Raw genomic sequence first — 26851 nt, 5'->3', positions numbered from 1 at the left:
GCTACCTGTTGTCAGCCCGCGGCCGTGGTACTGCTCTCCGGGTTGCTGCTCGACGACGAGATGCAGGTCGGAGTGGTCGACGTCGTCGCCGAGGTCGGTGCGGTACTCGATCCGCACGTCGAACTGCTGGTGGTCGGCTCTCCAGAACTGCTCGAAGGCGGCCCGGACGGACTGTTTTGCGGCGGCAGCCCGGTAGGCGTGGGCGTCACCGCCGGACCACCCGTTGCGGCCGGCGGCAACGCCGACTCGGTAGTCCTGGGCCGGTCCCCCGGATTCGCGGGCGGCGCGGAACTGGCCGTGGCCGGACCGACGGGAACCGGACTGTCCGGCACCTGCGCGACGCCCTTGCGGTAAGCCTCCGCCCAGAGAATGACCGTGGTGACGTAGGCGTCGGAGTTGTTGTAGCGGTAAATCGCGGTCCGCAACTGGTCCGGATTGGCCAGATCGAGCCCGCCGGAGCAGAGGTAGCGGGCCGCCGCGAGCGAGGCGTCGAAGAGATTGCCCGGGTCGGCCTTGCCGTCACCGTTGCCGTCCGCCGCGTAGGTCCGCCAGGTCGCCGGAATGAACTGGAACGGCCCCACCGCGCGATCCCACACCGGATCCTGGTCGAGAACGCCGTGATCAGTGTCCGGAATCGCCGCATACGGACCAGTGCCGTTGAGCTGAGGCCCCAGAATCGGCTGGATCGTGGTCCCGGCAGCGTCGACGTACCCGCCCCGCGCGTGATTCGACTCGATCCGCCCGATGCTCGCGACGAGCGCCCAGTCGATATGGCACCCCGGCTGTTCTTTCCCCAACACCTCCGCCGCGTGCCGATACGCAGCAAGCGCAGTAGCCGGAATCCCCAGCGGCCCGTCCGGAAGGTCGTACGCAGGCAGCGGTACCGGCGCGGGCGCATCCGGCAGCCGCCCGTCGACAGCGACCCCGCGGATGCCCGGGTCGTACCCCTGATCAGGCATAACGTCCGCCGAACGCACCACCGGCATCCGCCCGGCCCACCCGACGACCACACCCGCGCCGACAGTCGCCGGAAGCACCCCCAGCACTCCAGCGAGCACCGCGACGGCCGTCCGATGCCGCGAAGCCACCCGCCGAGCCCGATAGCGCGCCCGCCGCGCCCGCACCCGCCCACGCAACCGCGCCCTATCCCGCGGCGGCCCGACGAGCGCCGGGGTTCTTTTGGTTCTGGCCGTTTCTGCCGCCACGTCCTGAGCGGCTGCTGCTTCGGCGGTTTTTCCGGCGGCTACTTCGCTGTTGCCGCTTTCGTCGCTCGTACCGGCGACGACCGTTTTGCCCGCAGCCTCACCGTCGCTGCTCTCGCCATTCGCAGCGCCGACAACCGCTTCACCAGTTACGTGGCCGCCACTGTCCGCGCCACCAACACCGGCGGCAACCGCTTCACCCGCGACCTCCCCACCGCTGCCCGCATCGTCGGCATCCGCTCCGCCTGCAACCGCGTCACCACTGTCCGCGCCACCGACACCGGCGGCAACCGGTCCACCCACGCCGCCGACAACCGGTCCACCCGCGACCTCCCCACCGCTGCCCGCATCGTCGGCATCCGCTTTGCCCGTGTCCTCGCCGCCGCTGCCCACGCCACCCACACCGACGAGAACCGCCCCGGCCGCTGCGTCGTCGCCACTGCCTGCGTCGTCGGCTTCCGCTCCGCCTGCAACCGCGTCACCACTGCCCGCGCTGCCCGCATCGTCCGAGACCGCTCCGCCCGCAACCTCGCCGCCGCCCGCAGCGCCAGCAACTGCTCCGTCCGCTACCTCGCCGCCCGCACCAGCCAACTCGCGACCAGCGGCCTCGTCACCAAAGCTCCGTCCGCCAACCGCCGCGCCACCAGCAACCGCGCCAGTGCCAACCGACCCGGCACCGCCGGCTCCGTCGCCAGCCACTCCCGCACCAGCACTCACCGAACCATCGGCAACCCGCTCGCCCGCGCCCTCCGCGACCGGCTCACCCTGACTGTCCGCGGCAGGAGACGCCTCAGCACGCACCGACCGCCGAGATCTGCGTGGCACCCGCACTTTCCGCCCCTCCCCGGCGCGCCCGGCGGTGCACCCGGGCTCGCCTGCTCGGTGTGAAGCTCCGGTGCGCGCCGCGAAGCATTCCCACCCAGGCGGGCACCGGCCTCTGCTGTGCCTATCCGCGCCCGAGACCGGAGCGTTACCCGGCGCAGTCGCCCCTCGGCCAGCCCTGTTCGCGGACCCAGGCGAGGGTCTCGTCACCGAACGGGTTCACCCCTGGCCCGGCCGCGAGCGTGTGCGCGAGGTGGACGTGCAGGCATTTCACCCGCCCGGGCATGCCCCCCGCGGTCACCTGCGTGCCGAGCGACTCGATGGCATCCCGCTCAGCGAGGTACGTCTCGTGCGTGCGCTGGTATGTCGCCGCGAGTTCCGGATCGGTGGTGAGCCGTTCGGTCATCTCCTTCATCACGCCGGACGCTTCCAGCGTGCCCACCATCGACGTCAGCCGAGGGCAGGTCAAGTAATACAACGTCGGGAACGGCGTTCCGTTCTCCAACCGCGGGCTGGTCTGGACCACTGAGGGATGCCCGCTGGGACACCGCGCGGCCACCGCCCGCAAGGCCCGCGGCGGGCGTCCAAGCTGCTGCGCGATGACCTCCCGGTCGGCATCGGTGACGGGCTCGAATCGGGGTGTCTCCGTGCTGCTGTTCACGCTCTCCAGGCTAATGCCGCCGTCCGCCCGCCCCCTCGCGACCTCCGCCGAAACAGCCGAGTTGTCCACAACCGGCACACCGTGTGGACAACTCGCTCCGTCCGCCTCCGCCGCCCTTCCGATGTGGTTAGCGTGGAAGGCAGTCGAAGCTTCGCCACGAAACCAACCCACCGGAAAGAAAGGCCCAGCAGAAAAGCTGTTCGAAGATCCGGATCTCAGGCCCCGCGCAGATCCCCGCATCGAGAACTACCTGCATCCGCAACCGTGAGGAGCGTGCCTATCGAACCCATCGCCCCGGCTCCGCGAGTTCACTGGCTACCCGCCCGGCCAGGAACCTCCAGCCGAGGTCGCACCCCCTGGATACGCGACCGTGCCGCGAACCCGCGACCAGCCGACAATCTGGCTTGGCACCGGCCAGCCTGCTCGGTAACCGCGACCGGCGAGCTAGCTGCCCGGCACAGCGACGACCCACCTGGCAAGCCAACGATCCCGCCGGACCAGAAGCTCGCCAAACATCGGCCCTTACCCGGTCAGCGCGCACGGCCAAGACTTCAGCGGCCCGTCAACCGCATCCGCCAGCGATCCTGTCAAGCAACCTCAGCCCCCGGAAACCTGCGCCCACAGGTTCTCGTACCAAGGTGCCTGCGGAGCAGGCTGCTGCCCCGGCTGGGCAGCAGCCGGCGAACCAGGCTGGTCCTCCGGCAACTGGACCATCCACGGGGTCTCGCCAGGCTTCACGTACCGGAGCCGACGGCGGGCTTCCGCCTCGATCTGGGCCGGGTCGCTCAGCTGGGCTTTGCGGTCGCGCAGCTGGGCGACCTCGTGCTGGAGCTGGGCGAGCTGCGCTTCCTGGTCGCGGACCTCGGAGCGTTGGGAGAGGTAGGTGCGCAACGGGACCGCGACGGTGAACGCCAGCGCGCACACCACGATCGCCACCACGGCGGCGCGCCGGGTGGTCGACATGCCGAGCACCTTGGCCGCACCGGAGGCGCGTTTCGCCGCTAGGCCGCGGCGAAGCCGGGCCCTGGTCGTCTCCGTCGTGCCCGCGCCGGTGCGGCGCCGGGCAGACGCGGGACGGCGGGCCCTGCTGGACCCGCTTCCCGCTGCCCGGCCGCCGCGGCGGCTGCGCGCCCTCCCCCGGTCGGCCATGTGCCCCTCAGGCCTCCGCGCTGAACCGCGGGAAGGCGAGGTCGCCGGCGTAGCGCGCGGCGTCCGCGAGGGTCTCCTCGATGCGCAGGAGCTGGTTGTACTTCGCGATCCGCTCGCCGCGGGCCGGAGCGCCGGTCTTGATCTGGCCGACGCCGGTCGCGACCGCGAGGTCGGCGATGAAGGTGTCCTCGGTCTCGCCGGACCGGTGGCTCATCATCGACTTGTAGCCGTACGACGTAGCCAGCGACACCGCGTCCAGCGTCTCCGACAGCGTGCCGATCTGGTTGACCTTCACCAGCAGCGCGTTCGCCGCGCGGCGGGTGATGCCCTCCTCGAGCCGGTCCGGGTTGGTGACGAACAGGTCGTCGCCGACGAGCTGGACCTTGTCGCCGATCTCGGAGGTCAGCTGGACCCAGCCGTCCCAGTCGTCCTCGCTCAGCGGGTCCTCGATGGACACGAGCGGGTAGTCGCGCAGCAGTTCGCCGTAGTACGCGGACATCTGCTCGGCGCTGCGCTTCGAACCCTCGAAAGTGTAGGCGCCGTCGGAGTAGAACTCGGTCGCGGCGACGTCCAGCGCGAGGGCGACGTCCCGGCCCGGCGCGTAGCCGGCCTTCTCGATCGCGGCGAGGATCAGGTCGAGCGCCTCGCGGTTGTTGCCGAGGCTCGGTGCGAAACCGCCCTCGTCGCCGAGGCCGGTGGACAGGCCGCGGCCCTTCAGCACGGACTTCAGCGCGTGGTACACCTCGGTGCCCCAGCGCAGCGCCTCGCGGAACGACTCCGCGCCGATCGGCGCGATCATGAATTCCTGGATGTCGACGTCGGTGTCGGCGTGCGCGCCGCCGTTGAGGATGTTCAGCATCGGCACCGGCAGCACGTGTGCGTTCGGGCCGCCCAGGTAGCGGAACAGCTCCAGTTCGGACGATTCCGAGGCGGCCTTCGCGACGGCGAGCGAAACGCCGAGGATCGCGTTCGCGCCGAGCCGGGACTTCGCGGGCGTGCCGTCGAGGTCCACCAGCTTCTGGTCGACGATCCGCTGGTCGACCGCGTCGACGCCGACCAGGTCCGGGCCGATCTCGTCGAGCACTGCGGCGACCGCGCGCTCCACGCCCTTGCCGTTGTAGCGACCGGTGTCCCCGTCGCGCAGCTCGACCGCTTCGTGCTCGCCGGTCGACGCCCCGGACGGCACCGCCGCGCGGGCCAGCGTGCCGTCGTCGAGCGCCACCTCCACCTCGACGGTCGGGTTCCCGCGCGAATCGAGAATCTCGCGCGCGCCTACCTGCTCGATGAGAGCCACGCTCTGCTCCTTGGTGGGTCGTGCCTGCGGTGACGCCGCCCAGAGTAACCGCCCAGCGGGTTCACCCGTTGGAGGCCAGGCCGGTGCGGGGCCGTTCCGCTGCGTGTTCTCCAGCTCAGCCGGGCACTTCGCCGGTCTCCTCGGCGTCCTGGTCCTCCGGCCGGACTTCGCGCCACCCCGACGGCAGCTCGACCTGGTCGGTCACCTGCTGCCAGAACGTCCAGCTGTTGCCGCCGGGATCGGCCACGGTGAAGATCCGCGCGCCGTAAGGCTGGTCCTGCGGCGGTTCCGGCGCGGCGTCCTCGCCGAGCGCCGCGGACACGCGCTCGTGCTGCGCGTCGACGTCGGTCACGTACACGACGTTCAACTGCCCGACCGGCCCTTCGACCCCCTTGGCCTCCCAGTATTCGGGACCGACCCCGGCCAGCTGCAGGCGCGCGTCGCCCGCGCGGAGCGTCGCCTGGAAAACCTCGCCGGCCCCGTCCTCGAAGCGGACTTCCTCGGTGAAGCCGAACACCCTGGTCAGCCACGCGAGCGCGGCGGTCGCATCGCTGTAGTAGAGGTACGGCGCCAGTCCCACGTAATCGGGTTCCTGATCGCTGCTCATGGCGGAACAGTCCATCACGACTCGTCTGACGGTCGTGCAACGCCCTCCGCGCCGGTATCGTGAAGCGACCATGACGGACGCCGCAGCAGCCCCCGAACCCGACGGCGAATCGCGCTTCCGCAGGTTCCGCAACGCCGAGCATCTGGTCGCGCGGCGACGCCCGCTCGACGCGCTCAAGGAGCTAGAACCCCTGCTCGCCGACGAGCCGGACAAGCCGAGCGTGCAACTGCTCGCCGGGCGCGCGTACTTCCATTCCGCCCAGTTGCGCCGTGCCGAGAGCGCGTTCACCCGCGTCCTGGAACTGGACCCCACCGACCACTACGCCCGGTTCGTGCTCGGCCGCACCCTCCAGCGCCTCGGCCGTTTGGCCGAGGCGCTCGCACAACTGCGGATGGCGTCGGCGATGAACCCGGTGCCGGAGTACCTCGAGGCGATCAGCGAGGTCAGGGCGAGGATCACGCTGAGCGACCGCTGAGCCCGCGTGTCCCGAACGTGCACCCGCGGAGGCACGCGCGTGCAACCGCTGGATCCAGTACGGCCTCGGCGCGTCTTCTGAAGTGAACAGGGCAGCGGGGAAGCCTGGCCATCCGGCGACCCGGCTCGGCCAGTCGGCCGATCCGGGCAGACCGGGCGAAGCGCGATCCTTGGTGTCATCACAGAGAGCGATTAGAGGAGGCCGACATGACCGCGCTGACCGTGATCGGAGCGACCGCCGGGCTGCTCGTGCTGGTGCTGATGGCGCTGGCACCTGCGCTCGTCGAACTGAACGAACGCCACCCGGTCCAGCCGCGCAAGCAGCCCGTGCGCACCGAGGCCCTGCCGCAGAAGCCGGTGCGGGTGAGCGCCGCTTTGCCGACCCACTGACTGCGGATCTTGCCGAGCGGGCCACGGTTTCAGCTGTTTACCGCTGCATGACCCACGGTGAAAGACCGCACGTGGCGCGACCGGTCCTGAGGCGAGTGGCCGAAGTCAGGCAAGGGTCCGCCCGACCGCTGAGCGGTCAGGACTGCTCGCCGCGCTCAGCTTCCAGCCAAGCCAGGGGCAAGCTGCTGGTTGTCAATGAGCGACGGTCAACCGCGGCAGCCCGTACCTAACCGAGGCAAGCGCGCCGAGCCACGACGATCCAGGGCCCCACGCTCGCCACCGCACAGAAATCGGCCGGAGCGACCCGCCGAGCCGCCACGGGCCATCCAGCCAGCTCACGCCCACCCTCGCCGTCGCCAGAAATCGGCTGCGGCGCACAAGCCCGCCGACCCGCCCAGTCAGCTCAGGGCGCCACGCTCGCCGCCGCATAGTTGTCCGCGGCGGTGAAGACGTCCTGCACGTAGTTGACCGCCGGGTTGTAGAGCAGCATCGCTTTCCACCAGCCCGCCGGTGCGCCGAGGTCGTCATCGCCGGAGCAGAGGTAGCGGGCGGCCGTGAATGCCGCGTCGTCGAGGTTGCGGGGGTCCGCGGCTTTGCCGTCGCCGTTCGCTCGCTGGGCGTGTTTGTGCCAAGCGGCGGGCATGATCCGCAGCGGGCCGACCCGGTGGTCTGCCGTGCGGTCGCCGTCGAGTTTTCCGGTGTCGGTGTCCGGGCCTTCCGCGCCACCAGGGGCCACCGTCAAGGTGCCGTCCGGGCCGGGTTTTTCCGTGCCGAAGGCCAGATTTCCGATCGCCGCGAGCGTCGCCCACGACAGGTGGCACGACGGTTTTTGCCGTTGCATCCACATTTCCGCTCGTCCGTACGCGGCGAGCACTCGCGCGTCCAGATGCGTCTTTCCGGCGACTCGGGTGGCCCACGCGTCCAGTTCCGCTTGGTCGGACACGAGCGGGCGGTCCGGCGGCGCGGCCAGTCCGACCCGCGGAGCTTCGGAGCCGGGTTGCGGGCGCGGTTCCGCCTTGGCCGACACCGGCGGCGGAGCGGCCGCTGCGGGAGGAGCGGGCGGGTTCGGGTTCTGGATCCCGATCGTCACCACCAGCACGACCCCGGTCAGCACCAGCCCCAGCGCGAACGCGATACGGCTCGGGTAGCGGCGCGGCGGAACCGCCGGCGACGGCGTAATAGTCGGCTGAGTGGTATCGGCCACTCGGACAGGTTACTGATGAACCCGCCAGGGGGACGCTGGACTGGGCGAATGGCAAGCGGACGGTTAACTCCCCGCCTGGGCCGCCCAGGTCACACAATTCGTTACGTGACTCCTCAGCGACGCTCTGACCTGCGGTTACCCTAACCTAACTCCTGCCAGAACGCCGTTTTGCGCGTTTTGCCCGGCCCGCTGAGCGAACCTCCCTCTGGACTTACAGGCAAGCCTTACCTAAAAACATCAGGTCAGGTAGTCGAAGGAGGGCTGAACAGTGGTGTTTTCGAGCGCGCTCATCGGGCTGCGCGAAGGCCTCGAAGCCGCGCTTGTGGTGAGCATCCTGGTCGCCTTCCTGGTGAAGACCGAACGACGGCACGCGCTGCGGTTCGTGTGGCCGGGAGTCGGCGCGGCAGTGCTGCTGTCGGTCGGCGTCGGCGCGATCCTCACCTACAGCACCGCTCAGCTGAGTTTCGAGCATCAGGAACTGCTCGGCGGAAGTCTTTCCATCGTCGCGGTCGTCTTCGTCACCGCGATGATCTTCTGGATGCGCAAGGCTTCCCGGCACATCGCGGCCGAGTTGCGCGGAAAGATGGAGGACGCGCTCAAGGTCGGTCCGGCGGCGGTGCTGCTGCTGTCGTTCCTCGCCGTGGGCCGCGAGGGGCTCGAAACCGCCGTGTTCTTCTACTCGGCCGTGCAGACCGCGCAGTCCGACACCCTGCAGCCGCTGATCGGGTTCGTGGTCGGGATCGCCGCCGCGATCGTGCTCGCCTACCTGCTTTACCGCGGCGCGGTGCGGTTCAACCTGGCGAAGTTCTTCACGATCACCGGCGTGCTGCTGGTGTTCGTCGCCGCCGGCGTCCTCGGCTACGGGCTGCACGACCTTCAGGAAGCCGGGTTCATCCCCGGTCTGACCACGCTCGCCTTCGACGCGTCGAGCACGCTGCCGGAAACCTCCTGGTACGGCGCGCTGCTCAAGGGGATCTTCAACTATTCGCAGCAAACCACTGTGCTGCAAGCGATCGCGTGGGTCGCCTACGTGGCGATCGTGCTGCCGCTGTTTCTCAAGCCCGCCCGCAAGAACAAGACCGAGTCGGCTCCTGCCGCCCCGGCCGCCGCCAAGGAGTGACCGTGCCCCAGTTCCGCAAAACCTCGACGGCTGTGCTCACCGGCCTCGGCGCGCTTGTCGCGCTGACCGCCTGCGACAGCACGAACTCCGCGTCCGGTCCCTCCGGCGCGGCCGCGGGCGGGCCGATCAAGGTCGAGGCGTCCGACACCGCCTGCTCGGTGTCGGCGACGACCGCGGCCGCGGGCACGCTGACCTTCGAGATCGCCAACAAGGGCAGCAAGGTCACCGAGTTCTACCTCTACGCCGAGGGCGACCGGATCATGGGCGAGGTCGAGAACATCGCGCCGGGGCTGAACCGGCGGCTCATCGTCGAGGTCCCGGACGCGGGCAAGTACCAGACCGCGTGCAAGCCGGGCATGGCGGGCAACGGCATCCGCGGCGACTTCACCGTCACCGGCGGCGCGCAGGGCCAGAGCAACGCCAGCGCGCAGAAGACCGCTGCCACCAAGAGCTACGCGACCTACGTCGAGAACAACAGCGCGGCACTGGAGACCGAAACCGCGAAGTTCGTCGCTGCGGTCAAAGCGGGCAAGGTCGACGAGGCGAAGACCGAATACGCGCGCACTCGCGTGTTCTACGAGCGGATCGAGCCAGTCGCGGAGAAGTTCGGCGATCTAGACCCGTCGATCGACGCCCGCGAGGCCGACGTTGAGCCGGGCCAGCAGTTCACCGGCTTCCACCGGCTGGAGAAGGACCTGTGGACCACCGGCCTGAAGCCGGACAGCACGCAGATCGCGGACAAGCTCCTCACCGACGTCAAGGCACTCGTCGCCAAGACCAAGACGCTGCAGCTGAGCGTCCTGGACCTGGCCAACGGCGCGAAGGGCCTGCTCGACGAGGTCGCGACCAAGAAGATCACCGGCGAGGAGGAGACCTTCTCGCACACCGACCTCTGGGACTTCCAGGCCAACCTCGACGGTTCCAAGGGCGCGATCGCCGCGCTGCGGCCGATCATCCAGGAGCGCGACGCGGCCCTGGTGTCCACTTTGGACAAGGAGTTCGCGAACGTGCAGGGGCTGCTGGACAAGACCCGCTCCGGCGACGGTTTCAAGTACTACAACGAACTGTCCCAGGACCAGATCAAGGCGTTCGCCTCGGCGGTCGACGCGCTGAGCGAGCCGCTCAGCAAGGTCGCGGAGGTCGTGTCGAAGTGACCGAGGAGGGAACGCAGGTTTCCCGCCGGAAGCTGTTCGGGCTGGCCGGCGCGGGTGTCGCGCTGGCAGGCGCGGGCGCGGCGGCCGGGGTCGGCATCGACCGGCTCGGCGGCGGGACCCCGGCATCGGCCGCGGTGTCCACTGTGGACTTCCACGGCGAGCACCAGGCCGGGATCGACACCCCGACGCAGCAGAACCTGCACTTCGCCGCGCTTGACGTGACCACCAAGGACGCCAACAAGCTCCGCGAGCTGCTGCGCACCTGGACGGCCGCGGCGCGACGGATGACCGCGGGCCAGGACGTCGGGCCGAACGGGGCGCTCGGCGGGTCGGCGCAGGCCCCGCCGGACGACACCGGCGAGGCGCTCGACCTGCCCGCCTCCGACTTGACGCTGACGATCGGCTTCGGCCCTTCGCTTTTCGACGACCGATTCGGCCTCGCCGCGAAACGCCCGCCGCAGCTGATCGACCTGCCCGCGTTTCCGAAGGACAAACTCGATCCGGCCCGCAGCGGCGGCGACCTCTGCATCCAGGCCTGTGCGAACGATCCGCAAGTGGCGGTGCACGCGGTGCGCAACCTGGTGCGGCTTGGCTTCGGCGTCACCGAAGTGCGCTGGTCGCAGCTCGGGTTCGGCCGCAGTTCGTCGACCTCGCGTTCGCAGCAGACGCCGCGCAACCTGTTCGGTTTCAAGGACGGCACCAACAACATCAAGGCCGAGGACACCGACGTGCTCCGCGACCAGGTGTGGGCGCAGGCCGGTGACGGACAGGCGTGGATGGCGGGCGGCACGTACCTGGTCGCCCGCCGGATCCGGATGCACATCGAGACCTGGGACCGCGAAACGCTCGCCGGACAGGAGCAGATTGTCGGGCGCACCAAGGGAACCGGTGCCCCGCTCGGGCAGACCGGCGAGTTCGACCAGGTCGATCTGCAGGTCGGCGGCGCGGGCGGGACCCCGCTGATCGCCGAGGACGCGCACATCCGGCTGGCCTCGCGCCAGACGCGCAAGGGCGTGCAGATCCTGCGCCGCGGCTACAACTTCGTCGACGGCTCCGACGGTGTCGGGCACCTCGAGGCGGGGCTGTTCTTCCTGGCGTTCAACCGGGACACCCGCACGCAGTACGTCCCGATGCAGCAGGTGCTGTCGTCGAAGGACGCGATGATGGAGTACCTGCAGCACACCGGTTCCGCGCACTTCGCGATTCCCCCGGGCCTCACCCCGACCAGCAACTGGGGTGACGGGCTCTTCGCCTGACCAGTACAAACCTCCCCTTCCCGCCACTGCGTGGGACCGGTTGCCGGTGCCCTCCGGGCAAGCGACGGTGACCGCGTTCATCCGCGCGAGGTGAGGAGTTGGGTCGTGGTCGCTGTGGCACAGCCGCGGTTCGGGGTGTGGGCGGTCGTCTACGGGTCGTGGGGCCCGTTCGATCATCCGGACGATCCGGTGGACGCCAGCTGGGAGCGCAACCGGCGGCTGATCGTCGAGGCCGACCGGCTCGGCTTCGATTCGACGCTCATCGCGCAGCACGTGGTGAACCCGTTCGGCGACGAACTGGACCAACTGGAGACGTGGACGTCCGCGGCGGCGCTCGCCGCGCTCACCGAGCGGATCGAGATCATCGCCGCGATCAAGCCGTATCTCGTGCACCCGGTGGTGCTGGCGAAACAGGCGCTGCAGATCCAGGAGATCAGCGGCGGCCGGTTCGGGCTGAACCTCGTCAACGCCTGGTACAAGCCGGAACTGGAGCGGGCGGGCATTCCGTTCGCCGAGCACGACGAACGGTACGAGTACGGCCGCGAATGGATCAGCGTCGTGCGCGGACTGCTGGCCGGCGAGCGGGTTTCGTTCGAGGGCAAGCATTTCCAGGTCGACGGGTACCAGCTGCGGCCCGCGGGTTCGTCGCCGACCGTCTACGTCGGCGGCGAGTCGGACCCGGCGCGAGCGCTGGTCGCGGACAAGGCCGACGTGTGGTTCGTCAACGGGCAGCCGCGGGAGAACGTCGCCCGGCTGATCGAGGACGTCGCCGCCCGCCCGCGCGTCGGCCCGCCAGTCCGATTCGGGCTGTCCGCGTTCGTGGTCGCGCGCGAAACCGACGCCGAGGCGGAAGCGGAACTTGCGGCGTTGTGGGAACTGGCCGAGGCGGGCAAGGCACGCTGGGAGGCGCTTGTCGCGGACGCCGATCCCAAGGCGGTGATGTTTCAGACGTTCGCGAAGTACCCGCACATAGGCACGAACGGCGGCACCGCGGCTGGGCTGGTGGGCAGTTACGACACCGTCGCCCAGCGGATCCGCGAATGGGCTGACCTGGGAATCGAGACGTTTATGCTGCAATTTCAGCCCTTCGAAGCGGAGATGCGGCGGTTCGCCGAGCACGTGCTCCCCCGCGTGCGCTTGACTTCAAGCAAACTTGAACTTGCACGGTAGGTGCATGTTCACCGAAGCGGAACTCACCTACCTGGCCACCCAGCCGCTCGCCCGGGTCGCCACCCAGCAGCCGAACGGAACTCTGCAGGTCAGCCCGGTCGCGTTCACCTGGAATCCGGAGACGCGGACGATCGACGTGACCGGGTACAACCTGACGAAGAGCCGGAAATACCGCAACGTCGAGGCCAACGGCCAGGTCGCCATCGTGATCGACGACCAGCCCTCGACGAGCCCCATGCGCATCCGCTGCCTGGAGATCCGCGGCCGGGCGGAAGCCGTGCCGGACGCCTTCGAACCGGACGGTCACCTCGACGGAGGTGTCATCCGCATTCACCCGCAACGCATCATCAGCATGGGCATCGACGACCCCGACCGCGAACCACTGGAGGTGAAGCCGCACAACCGCAACGTCTGAAACCGCGCCGGTCCGCAGTCCCGCCCCTGCCCGGGGGAGGGACGGGACTGCGCCTGGCTTGCCGTTCCACTGGTTCATCTTCGAGCGCCCGCCACCGTGTACGCCGCCGTTCCCGCTGCGAACAGCAGCCCAGCGGTCCACCATGCCGCCGTGGAATCCGCCGTCGCCATCGGCCAAGCCACGACGTCGTAGACCTGACCGACAGCACTCGGGACGAACACCGCCGTCATCGCCCAGCCCAAGGGCAGCGTCCAGCCGAACTGGCCGCCGAACAGCGTGGCCGCCAGCCCGGTCAGGCCGATGAGCCCGGCCGCATTGCGAAGGATCCAGCCGGATTCGATCGGGTGATCGACAAAGCCTTGTACCGCGAGCATTACTCCACCGGCCACCGCACCGATCAGCAGCAGGTGCACGAGCCGCCGCGGCGGCCAGCGGAAGGAGGCCGTGCGGTCCAGATCGATGTCCTGCCCGCTGAGACCCACGCCTGCCACCGCGACCGCGGCACCGAGGGTGACTGTCGCGAAGAACGTCCTCCAGTTGTCGCCCAGCAGCGGCGGAAGAACGACGGCGCAAAGCACCACCGCCGCCAGCGACACTGAGAGGTGGCGCGACCGCGCGTACAGCGCTGTCCACCGCATCAGCGCGCACCTTCCGTGAGGACCTTCAGCGGGTCACCAGTGCAGGTCAGTTCCAGCTGCCGCGCCGAAGCGACCCGGGCGGTCTGTTCCGCCTCCGGCACCGCCTTCAAGGCGGCCCACGCCGGATCCGTCCGAGTCCGCAGCGGAGGCTGGGCGGACGAGGTCGGCGGCGTGTACGAGCCTGCCAGCCACTGCGCCATTACCCAGCGCGCGGCGTCCTCTCGATCGTTCTGCTCGCCGCCGTAGGACGCGGCGTGACAAGGCAGCGTGCCAGCGCCACTCAGCAGCGTCAGAGTGAGGCGGTGACCGCGTTTGTCATACATCGCATAGTCGTCCTGCTGCATCAGCAGGCGAGAAGGATCTCGCGGACCCACCTTGGTGGTGCCGAACGACACTGTCGATTCCTCGACCCGGCCGGGACGTTGCGGAAGTTTCTCCAGCAGCCGTAGGGCTTCCTTGCCAGGACCGGCCACTGTGGACAGCCAATCCTCGTGCAGCCGCGTGACGCACACCGGGCCGTCGCACACAAGGGCGGCAGCTGCCTTGTCGACGGTGTAGTTGTTCTCCAGGGTGGGCGGAAACAGCGGCAAGGCCGCCGCCAGCCCGGCTGCCACCGGAACCAGCGCGAGCGCTTTGATTCGCGGCGAACCGGCGAGCAGCAACAGGAATCCCGCCGCGGAGAGCCCTAGCAGCCAGCACAGCTGTCCGAACTGCGCCGAGGGCACCGGCACGTCGAACGGACCGCGCGGCTGCAACTGTCCGATCCCGAGCAGCACGGCCCGATTCGGCACCCGTGCGGTCTCGCCCGACATCTGCAGCACCAGTCCGCCGACCAGGGCGAGCACTGTGAGCGCCGGAGCAGTGATCGGATACGGCAGCAACCGCCCGAGGCCCAGCCCCAGCGCTACCCCGGCGACCACGGACAGCACGCCGAGCAGTAACTGCATTACCCACGCCGAGGTGACCATCCCGCCGTCGGCCACGACCTGCCCGACCCCGGCGGCGACCAGCACCAGGTAGCCGACCACGGCGGCGAGCCCGACCGCGAACGCGAGCGTCCTGGCCCGCTGCCCGGCGGGCCGCGGCGTGGACTGGAACAGTTCGCCGACTCCGGCGCGGGCGTCCCGCATGCCCTGGATCGCCGCGGCTCCGACGATGATCGGCCACAACAGCACCAGCAGGTAGCGGGACCATCGGACCGCGGTCAGCCAGGTGGCGTCCCAAGCCGCGGACCCGTGGCCCCACGGCCCGCGGGAGAACAACAGAAACCCCAGCCCCACCACCAGGACCACAACGGGCACCCACGGTGCGATGGTGCGCCGGAGTTCGATCCGGAACACGCTCATCACCAGGCTCCCTTCCCCTGTGCGTGGCCGAGCAGCGCCGAATAGCCGCGCTCGATCGGACTGTCGCCGACGTCCGCTTCGCTGCCAGCCGCAGCCAGATCGGCTGGCGTGCCTTGGAAAACCAGCTTCCCGCCCTCGAACAGGACGACGTCCGAGCACGCCGCGGCGACGTCTTCGACCAGGTGGGTGGACACGACGACGCACGCGTCCCTGCCGATTTCCTGCAGCAGCTCCCGGAAACGCAGCCGCTGCGCCGGATCGAGCCCGGCGGTGGGCTCGTCGAGCAGCAGGAGCACCGGGTCGTTCACGATCGCCTGCGCGATGCCGACCCGGCGGATCATGCCGCCGGACAGCGTCTTCATTTTGTCCCCGGCGCGTTCGGCGAGACCGACCCGCTCGATCGCGCGCTGCACCGCGCCCGGCACCTCGCGTTTGGGCATTTCCTTGAGCCACGCCAGGTACTCGACGAACTCGCGGACGGTGAACCGCTTGTAGTACCCGAAGGTTTGCGGCAGATAGCCGATCCGGCGGCGCAGGCCGCGCTGGTCGAAGTGCCCCCCGACAGGCTCTCCGAGCAGCGCCAGCCTGCCTTCCGTCGGCCGCAGCACCGTGGCCAAGGTGCGGATCAAGGTGGTCTTGCCCGCTCCGTTCGGCCCGAGCAGCCCGTGCACCCCCGTGCCGAGTGCGAGATCGAGGCCGTCGACCGCCATCTTCTTGCGGCCGACCCGCACTTTCAGTCCCTGTGCCTGGATTTCCCAGGCGTAGGTCGCCGGAGCGACCTCGGCGGCTTCCACAGCCCGCATCGGTGTCCCCTCTCGTTTCCGTCAGTGATGCGCAGCAAGCTGCGTGAAGGTGTTCCGGCGAAGCACTACGAACACGGTCGCGACGACGGCGGCCGCCAGCCAGCCCGGCCAGGCGACGTCCTCCAGCAGCACCGTGCCCCCGAACGCGACGCTCGGCACCACCAGTGCGCCGAGCCACAGGCCGACCAGAATCGATGCCGCCCAGGCGACACCGATGAACGTGCCGAGCGCGAGAGTCCCCGTGGTGAACGCGAGACTCGGCAGCAGCCCGAACCCCATCCGCGCGCCGACCAGCCAGCCCGCGGCGAGCAGTACCGCCAGCACCGGCACCACGACCGCCGTGGTCCGGCGCAGGATCAGCTCCAGTCCGGCGCGCGGGGTGGCCGCGGTGAGTTCGTACGACGGATCGAGCCCGCGGGTCCACGCCGCCGCCACCCCGAAGACCGGCAGCACGGGGGAAAGCAATTGCACGAACGACAGCCCGTCGTGCAATGCCCGGTCGAGGTAGACCGACAACGCGCCGACCACGAGGACCATCAACAGCCACGGCACCATCACCGGGGTCGCCCAGCAATGCAGCCGCGCCGCGGCCCGGCGCGGCATCGGCTGAGGTGCTTGGGCGAGATCCGGCTCCAGCCCGGCCCACACGGTGTCGAGCAGGCCGGTCACCTCGGCGGTGGACGCGCCGGCGAGCCGCGCCCGGCATTGCGCGCAGTTCTCCAGGTGCCCTTCGATCGCCCATGCCTCGTCCCCCGGCAGTGCGCGACCGGCGACGTAGCCGGCGAGCATCCGGTCGGATACGTGGTTCATGGCTTGACCTCCTTCAGACAGTCCTGGTTTCACGACAACGCCTCCCGCATCGCGATCCGGGCGCGCCGGGCCCGGGTTTTGACCGTGCCCTCGGGCAGGCCGAGCAGGATCGCGGTCTCCCGAACCGACAATCCGTCAAGCGCCATGGCTTGCAGGACCTCGCGCAGCTCCGGCGCGAGACTGCGCAAAGCGTCACCCACCGAATCGCCGACCGTGCCCGCCAGTGCCTCCTCTTCGGCGGCGGGCGCGGACAGCGACTCGTGCACTCCGGGCGGCGGATGCGCGTGGTGCGCACGCCGCCGGAACGCGTCGATGAGCCGCCGCACCGCGATCGTCCACACCCAGCCCACCGCGGAGCCGCCTGCGACGACGCCCGCGAACGAACCAGCGGCGCGCCACACGGCGAGGTAGGTCTCCTGCATCACCTCCGCGATGATCTGGTCATCGGAGCAGCGGTGCCGCAGGCGTATCGCGAGCCACGGCGACGTGCGGCGGTACAGCTCTTCGAACGCCGCACGATCACCGCGGGCGGTGCGCCGGAGAAGGTGTTCCTCGTCCGGCTCCCTGGGTGGCTTGTGCTTCACACCCGGCAAGACGCCACCTCCGCGCTTACGGTTCTCTAAATTAAGTGATCTGAGTCACACTTTGAATCGAGATGTCGGACGCCATCGTGCCCGGGTGGCGGCGGAGGGAGGGGCGGATGGGGCGGGGCTCCGTCGTTCGAGTGAGGGCGGTCGGCCCGGCAGGGCGCGCGCTCTGGTGTACGGGCGGTGGTGCGGATGGAGGCGGGCAGATTCTGCCTGTGCTGCGGCGAACTTGCCTCTCCAGGCCGATCCCGGGCGGCTGCGGGAGCGGGAGGAGCCCGCCGAACCGCGGGCGGCAGTGGACTGGGTGCTCGTGAGTGTTTGTCCCGGTTCTAACCGTTGCAAACACTCACGAGCACCCGGCCGCCGGTCACCAGGCTTGGGACAGGTCCGCGTGCTGGCACGGCACCACGGCACCACGGCACCACGGCACCACGGCACCACGGCACCACGGCACCACGGCACCACGGCACCACGGCACCACGGCACCACGGACGACGATCGTGTCAGGCCCCGGAGAACGCAAGTCGCGCACCGGATCCACGTAAGGCCCGGGAAAGCAGGCCGCGCCGGATCCCCAGGCGAAAGATCCCGCCAGCCGTCAATCACACCCTCGCCGCGGAAACCCCAGCACCGCAGCGAAACCGGCTCAAGCCGAGGGCCAGAACTTTCGCCAGCCTTCGGCTTCCAGCGTCGTCGGTTCGACCCCGGCCTTCCTCGCCGCCGTCTCCGCCGCGCGGATGTCGCGGGCGAACTGCTTGGCCACTGCCCTCAGCTCACCCTCGGGATCCAGCCCGCCCCGACGAGCGGTGGCCGCCGTTCGGAAGAGTTGGGCGGGGGCCGAGGTGTCCTGCGGGAACAGGTCCAGCGGGATTCCGGCCCGGCCGCTGCGCTGGCCCAGTTTTCCGGCCAGGGCGACCGCGGGCTGACCCAGTGCGACGCCGTCCACAATGGACTTGCGTTGCTTCTCGGCCTGCTTCAGCTCTTCCCACTTCAGTTCTTGATGCTCGGCCGAGGCGATGCGGGCTGCGTCGGCGAAGACGTTCGGGTGGCGGCCTACCAGTTTGTCCACTAGGTCGCGGGCTACGTCGTCGATGGTGAAAGGTGCGCGGCCGTGTTCGGCCGCTACGCGGGCGTGGAACAAGACCTGAAGGAGGACGTCGCCCAGTTCTTCGCGCAGGGCGGCGCGGTCGTTGTCCTCGATGGCTTCCAGTAGTTCGTACGTTTCCTCGACCAGGTACTGCCGCAGGGATTCGTGCGTCTGCCGGGCGTCCCACGGGCAGCCGCCAGGTGAGCGCAGGCGGTCCATGACCTCGACCGCTTCGACTAGCGGGGGTGCGGGGGTTTCGATCAGCCGCGCGCCAGCGGCGAGCATGGCAGCCGCGGTGGGTTCGGCGCGGGAAGCCGCGAGCAACACGACATCCGCGAAGGACTCGCCTATTCGCGGGACGCCGAACTGCGCCGGGTCGACGTCGGACGCGGCGTACACGGCGCTTGTGCGAAGCAGGGGCAGGGCGGCCGCGGGCAGGGTCGCGCCCCGGACCAGGACTACGGTGCCGGTCACTGCTGCGCCGGGGCACCGCCGTGCAGCGGCACGGCCACGCCCGTCACCTCGGCCGCACTGGGGGCGAGGTTCATGCCGACTGCGTCCCACACGCCGTAGCGCGGGTTGATTTTGAAGTCCACGTTGCCAACGTACGGCTGGAGCATCCGCACGCCGATCGCGCCCAGCTGCGCCGCGGTCGGCTGCTGGACCTGGTCGGTGGCGACCTTCGCGTCCGTCGTCCGCTTCCGCACCACGGCGGTGACCCACCAGGTCGGCGCGCTCGCCGGGTTCGGCTGAAACGCGATCGCGGTGTTCGCGGGCACGCCGAACAGCACGGTCGCGGCGTCCTGCGGCGACGAGAGCGCAGGAGCCTGCTGGCCCACGTTGCCCTGCGTGCCGCTCTGGATGTCGGCCTGGATCTTGCCCGGGTCGCTCGCGTATTCCTCAGCCTTGGCGATGGCCTGGCTGCGCGCGGCCTTCGGGTCGATCGACGGGGCCTGGCTCTCCGAGGTCGGCGCGCCGATGCTGGTGTAGTCGAAGTTGACCGAGAGCGTCGGCAGGTACTTGAGCGCGATTCGCTGCTGCAGATACTGATCGGTGACGGCCTCGCGGTGGTCGCGCAGCCGCCAGACGAGCTGGGTGACGGCCGCCGACTGGTCCTGCGTGACGGACTCGGGCACCGGCGACGCGAGCGGATCTTGTTGCATGGCCTCGCTGACGGTGGCCTCGTCGACGGAAATGCCTTCCTTCTGTGCGGCCTTCACGACGACCTCGTGCAGCAGCGTCTGCCGGACGATCTCGCGCCCGACGAGGTCGAGCTGATGCCGCGAGGCGAGCTGCCGGGCGTACGGCTGCTCCTGCACGGCCCGGTCGAGCAGCGCCTGGACCTGGTCGATGGTGGTCACCTGACCGTCGACGACCGCGGCCATGCCCACCTGACTGGGGCCGGTACCGCATCCGGCGAGAAGGAAAGCTCCGGCGAGAACGGCGCCCAGCGCACGGCGGCGCCCCATGATCCGCATCACAGGCCCTACCCTCTCACATGGCCTCGAAACGCAACACCATCGAGGCATTCAGCGGGCTATTGTCGACATATGGACTCTTGGTTGTCGATCGAAGTCCTCGACGGGGCCTTCGCGGCGAGCGCGTGGCAACGTGCTCACGGCGACCGGCTGACCGAGGCCGCGCTGACCAACGGCGCCGAACAGTGGACGTGGCACGTCCATCGCTGGGGCGTGACGCTGGAGATCGAGTTTTCGTCGGAAGAGAAACGCGATCGCTTCCGGCACTTGCCCGCGGTGACCGCCGCTCTCGACGCGGTGCCGGATCCGGAACGCGGCCTGCTCGTGTACCCGGGCCGCGGCGGTGGTTCGGGAGCCCGGGTGCCGCGGCATCCCCGGCCGTTGCCGATGTCCGGATGCGGGGCGCTGCCTACGCCGCAGGAGGAGGTGGCACTGCGACTGGCCACGGCGCAACCGCCGGGGTTTGAGGTCTGCTCGGCTAGCTGAACCACCGCTTGGCCACGGAAAGCGGCAGAGTCTCGCCGGGAAACCGCTGCGGGCACCGATTTCGTACCGCAGCAAAGTGTTCGGGCCGCGGCGGCACCTCGCCATCGAGGCCGCCGCGAGCACCGATTTCGTACGGAACCGGCGACGGCGGCGGCGAGGTCCGCCGCAGCACTCACACCGCCGCTGGGGTTTTCGTCAACTGCGCCAACAGCTTTGTGCACCAATCGAGCAGTTCCTGGTCTCGCAACACCGGCGCGCCCATCCGGCCGCCCGCCGGGCCTTCGGTGGGTTTAGGCACCGACACCGTGTTGGTGACCGCCTTGTACAACGCCTTGGGGTACAAGCGTTTCAGCCGCACCAGCTGCGAGTCCATCAACGGCAGCGGCGCGAACCGGATCGTGTTGCCTTGCACCGCGACCTCCGTGACACCCGCCGCGCGGCAGGCGTGCCGGAACGCTGCGACCGCGAGCAGGCGGGTGACCGGGGCCGGCGGCTGGCCGTAGCGGTCGACCAGTTCCTCGCGTACCGCGTCGAGGGCCGCGGTGTCGGGAGCTGAGGCGATCTTGCGGTACGCCTCCAGCCGCAGTCGTTCGCCGGGGACGTAATCGTGCGGGATGTGTGCGTCTACCGGCAGGTCGACGCGGACTTCGGCCAGTTCCTCGTCCTCCGCGGGCTCCGCGCCCGCGTGCCGCCGGAATGCTTCGACCGCTTCGCCGACGAGCCGGACGTACAGGTCGAATCCGACGCCCGCGATGTGTCCGGACTGTTCCGCGCCGAGGATGTTGCCCGCGCCGCGGATTTCGAGGTCCTTCATCGCGACCGCCATGCCCGCGCCGAGTTCGGTGTTCTGCGCGATGGTGGCCAGCCGGTCGTGCGCGGTCTCGGTGAGCGGGGCCTCCGGCGGGTACAGGAAGTACGCGTACCCGCGTTCGCGCCCTCGCCCGACCCGGCCGCGCAGCTGGTGCAGCTGGGCCAGGCCGAGCATGTCGCCGCGTTCCACGATCAGCGTGTTGGCGTTGGAGATGTCGAGGCCGGTTTCGACGATCGTGGTGCAGACGAGGACGTCGTACTCGTTCTCCCAGAAGCCCTGGATGATCTTTTCGAGCTTGTCCTCGTTCATCTGCCCGTGCGCGGTGACGACGCGCGCCTCCGGCACCAGTTCGCGGATCCGCTTCGCCGCCTTCTCGATCGACGACACCCGGTTGTGCACGTAGAACACCTGGCCGTCGCGCAGCAGCTCGCGCCGGACCGCGGCGCCGACCTGCTTGTCGTCGTACGCGCCGACGTAGGTCAAGATCGGGTGCCGGTCTTCCGGCGGGGTGAGGATGGTCGACATCTCGCGGATGCCGGCCAGCGACATCTCGAGCGTGCGCGGGATCGGCGTCGCCGACATGGTGAGCACGTCGACGTGCGTGCGCAGCGCCTTGATGTGTTCCTTGTGCTCCACGCCGAACCGCTGTTCCTCGTCGACGATCACGAGGCCGAGGTCCTTGTAGCGGATGCCGGTCTGCAACAGCCGGTGCGTGCCGATGACGATGTCGACCTCGCCGTCGGCGAGCTGTTCGAGGATCCGGTCCGATTCGGCCTTGTGCGTGAACCGCGAAAGGCCCTTGATGGTGACCGGGAAAGACCGCATGCGTTCGGTGAACGTGTTCAGGTGCTGCTGCGCGAGCAGCGTCGTCGGCACGAGCACGGCCACCTGTTTGCCGTCCTGCACCGCCTTGAACGCCGCGCGCACCGCGATCTCGGTCTTGCCGTAGCCGACGTCGCCGCAGATCACGCGGTCCATCGGGACGCCGCGTTCCATGTCCGACTTGACCTCGCCGATGGCCGCGAGCTGGTCGTTGGTCTCGGTGAACGGGAAGGCGTCTTCCAGCTCGGACTGCCACGGCGTGTCCGGGCCGAACGCGTGGCCGGGCGCGGCTTGCCGGGCGGCGTAGAGCTGCACCAGTTCGGCGGCGATCTCCTTGACCGCTTTCTTGGCGCGCGCCTTGGTGTTCTTCCAGTCCGAGCCGCCGAGCTTGTTGAGCGTGGGCAGTTCGCCGCCGACGTAGCGGGAGACCTCGTCGAGCTGGTCGGTGGGCACGAACAGCCGGTCGCCGGGCTGGCCGCGTTTGGACGACGCGTACTCCAGCAGCAGGTACTCGCGGGTCGCGCCGGCGACCGTGCGCTGCACCATTTCCACGAACCGGCCGATGCCGTGCTGGTCGTGCACCACGTAGTCGCCCGCCTTGAGCGCCAGCGGGTCGACCGCGCCGCGGCGGCGCGACGGCATCTTCGTGTTCAAGTCCTTTGTGGACGATCCGGCGGTGGCGCCGCGGCCGGTCAGGTCGGCCTCGGACAGCACCACGAGGGCGCGCTCCGGCGAGACGAAGCCCTCCGCGAGCCCGCCGCAGGTGACCGTGACGACCCCGGCCGGCGGCACATCGGCGAGTGCTTCGACGTGCTTCGCCGGGACCTCGGCCGCCATCAGCTGCTCGACCGCGCGGCTGGCGGTGCCCTGTCCGGCGACGACGAGCACGCCGGTGCCGCCGGACGCGAGGTGCGCGCGCAGGTCGGTCATCGCGCGCTCCAGCTCGCCCCGGTACGCGGGGGCAGGCTCGATGCCGACGCGGTACACGTCCGGGTCTTCGCTGGTCAGCTGGGTAAGCGTCCACCACGGGCGCTTCGTTTCCTGCGCGTGCGCGGCGATCTCGGCCAGATCGCGGTACGCCGACGCGCCGAGGTCGATCGGGGCCTGCCCGCCCGCCGCGGCGGTGGTCCAGGAGGCTTCGAGGAACTCCTGCCCGGTGCGGACGAGGTCGGCCGCGCGGGCGCGGATCTTCTCCGGATCTGCCAGCACCACGTGGCTGCCCTGGGGCAGGGCGTCGGTGAGCAGAGCCAGCTCGCCCTCGCAGAGCACCGGGATGAGCGCCTCCATGCCCTCGACCGGGATGCCGTCCGACAGCTTGGTGAGCATTTCGGCCAGGTGCGCGTCGGCCTCGTACGTGGTGGCCAGCTCGGCGGCGCGCGCCTTGACGTCCGGGGTGAGCAGCAGCTCGCGGCACGGCGGCGCGGTGACCCGCTGGATCTCGCCGGGCAGCGATCGCTGATCGGCCACCGCGAACGCGCGGATCTCGCTGACCTCGTCGCCCCAGAACTCGACGCGGACCGGATGCTGCGCGGTAGGCCCGAACAGGTCGAGGATGCCGCCGCGGACCGCGAACTCGCCGCGCTTCTCGACCATGTCCACGCGCGTGTACGCCAGCTCGACCAGCCGTTCGAGCAGGTCCTCGAAGCTCTGCTCCTCGCCGACGACCAGGTCGATCGGCGCGAGCGAGCCGAGCCCGGGGGCCATCGGCTGGATGAGGCTGCGCACGGTCGCGACCACGACCCGCAGGTCCTCGTCCCCGGTGTGCAGGCGGTGCAGCACTTCCAGCCGCCGCCCGACGGTGTCCGCGCGCGGCGAAAGGCGCTCGTGCGGCAGCGTCTCCCAGGACGGGAAGTCGGCCACGCGATCGGGGCCGAGCAGCGCGCCGAGCGACGCGGTCAGCTCGTCGGCCTCGCGTCCGGTGGCGGTGACGGCCAGCACCGGACGGCCCGCGCCGCCGCGCTCGGGGTCTTCGGCCAGCGCGGCGGCCACGAGCTGCCGTACGGCGACAGCGCCTTGCAGTTCGAGCAGCGGGGCGCCGGCGCGCTCGACAACGCCGCGCAGCGCCGGGTCGGGAAGGATGGCTTGGAGGAGTCCGGACAGTACAGCGTCGGTCACCGTCCCAGCCTACGTCGCGGCACCGACAGGTTTCCGCTCCCCGGCGATCACCTCCGCCAACAGGGGCAGCTGCCGCTCGACCGCACCGGGTTCCAGCGAGCCGACGCGCAGCAGCACGTGTTCCGCTCCGGCCTCCGCGTATCGGCGCACCGTCGCCGCGACTTCCTCGATCGGGCCGGTCACGGTCGCCTGAATGGTGCTGATCTGCGCCAACGGCCGTCGATAAGTCGCCTGTGCGTAGTCCTCCAGGACGCGAAGGCCACGACTGCGGTCGGGGTCGACGTAGGCAGTCAAGAACAGCGACGGCGTGACCGTGCGATCACTGGTGGCGCGGATCGTCGCGAGGCCGGACGCGTAATCCGCGGGATCCGGCGGGTACGGGAGCCAGCCGTCGTAACGCAGCGCGGTGCGGCGGAGCGCGGCCGGCGTCGCGCCGCCCAGCCAGATGGGCGGTCCGCCGGGGCGCGCGGGCCGGACCGCCTGCGGCAGCCAGTCGTAGTGCAGGACCTTCCCGTGGAACGACTGCGGCTGCCCGGTCCACAGCTCGCGCCAGAGCGTGACGACGTCGTCCAGATGCGAGAACCGCGTCCGGAAATCGACCCCGGCCAGCTCGAACTCTCGCTCGCTGAAGCCGGGGAAGCCCGCGCCGACGCCGACCGCCAGCCGTCCTTCGGAGATGAGGTCGACCGACGCGAGCGTCATCGCGGTCTGCACCGGATTGCGGTGTGCGGGCAGCAGCACGGCAGTGCCGACCGTGACGTGTTCGGTGGCCTGCGCGACCGCGGTGAGCAGGGTGAGCGGTTCGATCCTGGGCCGGGAAAGCGAGTCACCGGCCCAGATCGACGCGAATCCGAGCCGTTCGGCTTCGCGAGCCAACGCGACGAGGGCACGCGGGGTGCCGCCTGCTTCGAGCTGTGCCTGTCCGGCAGGAAGAAGTAGTCCGAATTCCACGCCGTCGACGATCCAGCGCGGCCGGGCGCCCCGGCAATTCCCTGCGGGGAATGGCAGGCGGACCCGAGCACCGGCCAGAATCGCGCAGGTGCCCACCACGTTCGCCGACGCCTTGCGCGACGCCCGTTCCCGCCGTCGGCTCAGCCAGCTCGACCTTGCCCTGAAAGCCGGGACGACGCAGCGTCACGTCAGCTTCATGGAACGCGGCCGTTCGCTGCCCGGCCGCGGCATGGTGGTGCGCGTCGCCGAGGCGCTCGGCCTGCCGCTGCGCGAGCGCAACGCCTTGCTGCTGACCGCCGGGTACGCGCCGGTCTACCCCGAAACGCGGCTGGACGACCCCGCGCTGACGCCGGTCCTGGAGTCGCTGCGCGCGCTGCTCGCCGGGCACGAGCCGTATCCGGCGCTGGTCGTGAACCGCTACGGCGACCTCGTCGCGGCGAACGACAGCTTCGATCTGCTCACCGAAGATGTCGCCGCCGATCTGCTCGAACCGCCGATCAATGTGCTGAGGCTGGCGTTGCACCCGCGCGGGATGGCACCGCGCATCCTGAACTTCGCCGATTGGGCGCAGCACGTCCTCGAACGCCCTCGCCGCGGTCTGGCGCACGGACCTGATCCGCGACATCAGGCGTTGCTGGACGAACTCACCGGCTACCTGCCGTCGCCCGGCGAACCGTCCGGCGACCATCTCGGCTTCGCCGTGCCGCTGCAAGTGTCCAGTTCAGCGGGCGAACTGCGACTGCTCACCGCGATCACGCAGTTCGCCACCGCGGTCGACGTCACGGTCGCGGAGCTGAGCCTCGAGACCTTCCTGCCCGCCGACGCTTCGACAGCGGAACTGCTCAAGGCGCGACCCACCCGGTGACCTGACCCATCGTCAGCTCCACGCCCGCCCACAGCAGTGCCGCACACAGGCTTCCGACGAAGAAGCGTCGGTACGACAGTCCGGCGGAACCGGCGACGCGCGGCACGAGAGTGCGTACGCCCGCGAGGCACCGCCCTAGAACGACTGCGGGCACGCCATAACGCGCGACGGTCGCTTCAGCCTTGTCCCACTTCGCTTCGCCGATCCGTTGCCCTACGCGCGACCGTCGCAGCTTCGGACCCCACAGTCGTCCCTCCCAGTACGCGAGCTGGTCCCCCGCTAACGCCGATGCGACACAGACTGCGAGCGCTGGCCACAGCTGTAAAGTCCCTCGTTGCACAAGGAACCCCATGAGCAGCAAGGTGGACAGCGTCGGCAGCACGATGCCGGGCAACAGCGCTGTCTCGGCCATGATCACCAGTGCGCAGATCAGGTAGACGAGCGGCGCGGGAGCGTCAAGAAGTGGCTGAAGCAGGCTGTCCATAGCGGTCCAGTCCCGACCGCACTGGCAAGGCCGCGCGGTACACGTACGCCGGCGGCAGGTTCCGCCAAACCACACTGGTGCGTTCGACAACCGCGAAGCGGCTTCGCAGCAACCGTGCGAAGCGACGCGCTGGCGGCGTCCAAGCGGTGTGCGCGTACGCGAAGGTGGTGAAGCGGCCTTGCGGCGAAAGCACTTCGCAGACGGCATTCAGTACCGCGGCCTGTGGCGCAGCGTGCATAGCTGTCCACGGCAAGCCGGAGACGACCACGTCGACCGGCATGGTCACGTACGCGGCGACGTGTTCCGCAGAGCCTTCCGCAATGTGCAACGACGGGAAGCGGGTACGTAGCTCCTGCACGAGGTGCGTGTTGATTTCTACCGCCGTGAAATGCGCGTCGCGCTGGAGCATGCGAAGCAGTACTTCGGTGAACACGCCCGTTCCCGGCCCTAGCTCCACGACGCTGTGCGCGCTTTCAACGCCCAGGCCCGCAGTCATCACTCCGGCCAGCCGTGCCGAGCTCGCCGCGATCGCGCCGGTACGCATCGGATGCCGGAAGAACTCCCTGGTAATCGACATGTTTGTGACGGTAGGAAGCGACTCGGTCGTCGCGGATCACCTCGTTCGGCGGGAAAAGTCGTCCGCTCGGAGG

The 26851-nt window shown here is 69.8% G+C and carries 27 protein-coding genes; 10 read left to right on the top strand and 17 right to left on the bottom strand.

Annotated features, from left to right (window positions below; genetic code table 11):
• Positions 1 to 11 precede the first annotated feature (11 nt).
• Positions 12 to 1088, bottom strand: coding sequence for a lytic transglycosylase domain-containing protein (locus H4281_RS05735; RefSeq protein WP_312872061.1), 1077 nt, complete (start codon positions 1086 to 1088; stop codon positions 12 to 14).
• Here H4281_RS05735 and H4281_RS05730 point away from each other — a divergent pair.
• On the top strand, positions 1074 to 2090 hold the full coding sequence (locus tag H4281_RS05730; protein ID WP_182890283.1) for a hypothetical protein: 1017 nt from the start codon (positions 1074 to 1076) through the stop codon (positions 2088 to 2090). The genes H4281_RS05735 and H4281_RS05730 overlap by 15 nt on opposite strands.
• Before the next feature lie 82 nt (positions 2091 to 2172).
• On the opposite strand, the gene H4281_RS05725 is transcribed toward H4281_RS05730, so the two are convergent.
• From H4281_RS05725 to H4281_RS05710, 4 genes are all read right to left on the bottom strand, one after another.
• On the bottom strand, positions 2173 to 2694 hold the full coding sequence (locus H4281_RS05725; RefSeq protein WP_182890232.1) for a DUF501 domain-containing protein: 522 nt from the start codon (positions 2692 to 2694) through the stop codon (positions 2173 to 2175).
• 588 nt (positions 2695 to 3282) lie between these two features.
• Positions 3283 to 3648, bottom strand: a complete 366-nt coding sequence (locus H4281_RS05720; protein WP_182889814.1) for a septum formation initiator family protein — start codon at positions 3646 to 3648, stop codon at positions 3283 to 3285.
• Between the two features lie 193 nt (positions 3649 to 3841).
• Positions 3842 to 5128, bottom strand: coding sequence for a phosphopyruvate hydratase (eno, locus tag H4281_RS05715; RefSeq protein ID WP_182889813.1), 1287 nt, complete (start codon positions 5126 to 5128; stop codon positions 3842 to 3844).
• A 115-nt stretch (positions 5129 to 5243) separates the two neighbouring features.
• Complete coding sequence (locus H4281_RS05710; protein WP_237597266.1) at positions 5244 to 5735, bottom strand: VOC family protein; 492 nt, start codon at positions 5733 to 5735, stop codon at positions 5244 to 5246.
• Between the two features lie 70 nt (positions 5736 to 5805).
• Between H4281_RS05710 and H4281_RS05705 the strand changes: the two genes are divergently transcribed.
• Together H4281_RS05705 and H4281_RS05700 are read left to right on the top strand one after the other, a co-directional pair.
• A complete protein-coding gene (locus H4281_RS05705) occupies positions 5806 to 6210 on the top strand; it encodes a tetratricopeptide repeat protein (RefSeq protein WP_182889811.1) in 405 nt (134 codons plus the stop codon).
• 206 nt (positions 6211 to 6416) lie between these two features.
• Positions 6417 to 6599, top strand: coding sequence for a hypothetical protein (locus H4281_RS05700; protein WP_182889810.1), 183 nt, complete (start codon positions 6417 to 6419; stop codon positions 6597 to 6599).
• A 403-nt stretch (positions 6600 to 7002) separates the two neighbouring features.
• On the opposite strand, the gene H4281_RS05695 is transcribed toward H4281_RS05700, so the two are convergent.
• A complete protein-coding gene (locus tag H4281_RS05695; protein WP_237597267.1) occupies positions 7003 to 7803 on the bottom strand; it encodes a lysozyme family protein in 801 nt (266 codons plus the stop codon).
• Between the two features lie 268 nt (positions 7804 to 8071).
• On the opposite strand from H4281_RS05695, the gene efeU reads away from it, so the two are divergent.
• The 5 genes from efeU to H4281_RS05670 all read left to right on the top strand — a co-directional run bounded on the left by efeU (position 8072) and on the right by H4281_RS05670 (position 12918).
• Positions 8072 to 8923, top strand: coding sequence for an iron uptake transporter permease EfeU (gene efeU / locus H4281_RS05690; RefSeq protein WP_182889809.1), 852 nt, complete (start codon positions 8072 to 8074; stop codon positions 8921 to 8923).
• 2 nt (positions 8924 to 8925) lie between these two features.
• Positions 8926 to 10077, top strand: coding sequence for an iron uptake system protein EfeO (efeO, locus tag H4281_RS05685; protein ID WP_237597268.1), 1152 nt, complete (start codon positions 8926 to 8928; stop codon positions 10075 to 10077).
• Positions 10074 to 11333 carry an iron uptake transporter deferrochelatase/peroxidase subunit gene (gene efeB, locus H4281_RS05680; protein WP_182889807.1) on the top strand — a complete coding sequence of 420 codons (1260 nt, stop codon included), beginning with the start codon at positions 10074 to 10076 and terminating at the stop codon, positions 11331 to 11333. Before efeO ends, efeB begins: the two co-directional genes overlap by 4 nt.
• A gap of 105 nt (positions 11334 to 11438) precedes the next feature.
• The gene (locus tag H4281_RS05675) at positions 11439 to 12503 is read left to right on the top strand and encodes an LLM class flavin-dependent oxidoreductase (protein WP_312872060.1); all 1065 of its coding nucleotides are present in this window, start codon (positions 11439 to 11441) and stop codon (positions 12501 to 12503) included.
• A 4-nt stretch (positions 12504 to 12507) separates the two neighbouring features.
• Positions 12508 to 12918 carry a PPOX class F420-dependent oxidoreductase gene (locus tag H4281_RS05670; RefSeq protein ID WP_182889806.1) on the top strand — a complete coding sequence of 137 codons (411 nt, stop codon included), beginning with the start codon at positions 12508 to 12510 and terminating at the stop codon, positions 12916 to 12918.
• Between the two features lie 74 nt (positions 12919 to 12992).
• Here the strand turns inward: H4281_RS05670 and H4281_RS05665 are convergent, their stop codons facing one another.
• From H4281_RS05665 to H4281_RS05635, 7 genes are all read right to left on the bottom strand, one after another.
• On the bottom strand, positions 12993 to 13556 hold the full coding sequence (locus H4281_RS05665) for a hypothetical protein (RefSeq protein WP_182889805.1): 564 nt from the start codon (positions 13554 to 13556) through the stop codon (positions 12993 to 12995).
• Complete coding sequence (locus H4281_RS05660; RefSeq protein WP_182889804.1) at positions 13556 to 14902, bottom strand: hypothetical protein; 1347 nt, start codon at positions 14900 to 14902, stop codon at positions 13556 to 13558. The genes H4281_RS05665 and H4281_RS05660 overlap by 1 nt, the downstream gene beginning before the upstream one ends.
• A complete protein-coding gene (locus tag H4281_RS05655) occupies positions 14902 to 15705 on the bottom strand; it encodes an ABC transporter ATP-binding protein (protein ID WP_182889803.1) in 804 nt (267 codons plus the stop codon). The genes H4281_RS05660 and H4281_RS05655 overlap by 1 nt, the downstream gene beginning before the upstream one ends.
• A 21-nt stretch (positions 15706 to 15726) precedes the next feature.
• The gene (locus H4281_RS05650; protein ID WP_182889802.1) at positions 15727 to 16515 is read right to left on the bottom strand and encodes a zf-HC2 domain-containing protein; all 789 of its coding nucleotides are present in this window, start codon (positions 16513 to 16515) and stop codon (positions 15727 to 15729) included.
• Between the two features lie 29 nt (positions 16516 to 16544).
• Positions 16545 to 17099 carry an RNA polymerase sigma factor gene (locus H4281_RS05645; RefSeq protein WP_182890229.1) on the bottom strand — a complete coding sequence of 185 codons (555 nt, stop codon included), beginning with the start codon at positions 17097 to 17099 and terminating at the stop codon, positions 16545 to 16547.
• Positions 17100 to 17748: 649 nt separating this feature from the next.
• Complete coding sequence (locus H4281_RS05640) at positions 17749 to 18663, bottom strand: nucleoside triphosphate pyrophosphohydrolase (RefSeq protein WP_182889801.1); 915 nt, start codon at positions 18661 to 18663, stop codon at positions 17749 to 17751.
• A complete protein-coding gene (locus tag H4281_RS05635; RefSeq protein WP_312872059.1) occupies positions 18660 to 19658 on the bottom strand; it encodes a hypothetical protein in 999 nt (332 codons plus the stop codon). The genes H4281_RS05640 and H4281_RS05635 overlap by 4 nt, the downstream gene beginning before the upstream one ends.
• A gap of 81 nt (positions 19659 to 19739) precedes the next feature.
• On the opposite strand from H4281_RS05635, the gene H4281_RS05630 reads away from it, so the two are divergent.
• Complete coding sequence (locus H4281_RS05630; protein ID WP_182889799.1) at positions 19740 to 20153, top strand: hypothetical protein; 414 nt, start codon at positions 19740 to 19742, stop codon at positions 20151 to 20153.
• Between the two features lie 172 nt (positions 20154 to 20325).
• Here the strand turns inward: H4281_RS05630 and mfd are convergent, their stop codons facing one another.
• Positions 20326 to 23886: a transcription-repair coupling factor gene (gene mfd, locus H4281_RS05625; protein ID WP_182890228.1), complete on the bottom strand. Its 3561-nt coding sequence runs from the start codon at positions 23884 to 23886 to the stop codon at positions 20326 to 20328.
• A gap of 24 nt (positions 23887 to 23910) precedes the next feature.
• Complete coding sequence (locus tag H4281_RS05620; RefSeq protein ID WP_182889798.1) at positions 23911 to 24852, bottom strand: LLM class flavin-dependent oxidoreductase; 942 nt, start codon at positions 24850 to 24852, stop codon at positions 23911 to 23913.
• Positions 24853 to 24940: 88 nt separating this feature from the next.
• On the opposite strand from H4281_RS05620, the gene H4281_RS05615 reads away from it, so the two are divergent.
• Positions 24941 to 25717, top strand: a complete 777-nt coding sequence (locus tag H4281_RS05615; RefSeq protein WP_182889797.1) for a helix-turn-helix transcriptional regulator — start codon at positions 24941 to 24943, stop codon at positions 25715 to 25717.
• On the opposite strand, the gene H4281_RS05610 is transcribed toward H4281_RS05615, so the two are convergent.
• Together H4281_RS05610 and H4281_RS05605 are read right to left on the bottom strand one after the other, a co-directional pair.
• Positions 25695 to 26201 (bottom strand): DedA family protein, encoded by a 507-nt coding sequence (locus H4281_RS05610; RefSeq protein WP_182889796.1) that lies wholly within the window; start codon positions 26199 to 26201, stop codon positions 25695 to 25697. The genes H4281_RS05615 and H4281_RS05610 overlap by 23 nt on opposite strands.
• Positions 26173 to 26778, bottom strand: coding sequence for a class I SAM-dependent methyltransferase (locus tag H4281_RS05605; protein ID WP_182889795.1), 606 nt, complete (start codon positions 26776 to 26778; stop codon positions 26173 to 26175). Before H4281_RS05605 ends, H4281_RS05610 begins: the two co-directional genes overlap by 29 nt.
• Positions 26779 to 26851: the final 73 nt, after the last annotated feature.

It is taken from the genome of Amycolatopsis dendrobii, assembly GCF_014145675.1.
Taxonomy (GTDB): domain Bacteria; phylum Actinomycetota; class Actinomycetes; order Mycobacteriales; family Pseudonocardiaceae; genus Amycolatopsis; species Amycolatopsis dendrobii.
The sequence above is the reverse complement of the archived record's forward strand: the minus strand, read 5'-3'. Positions and strand labels throughout refer to the sequence as shown.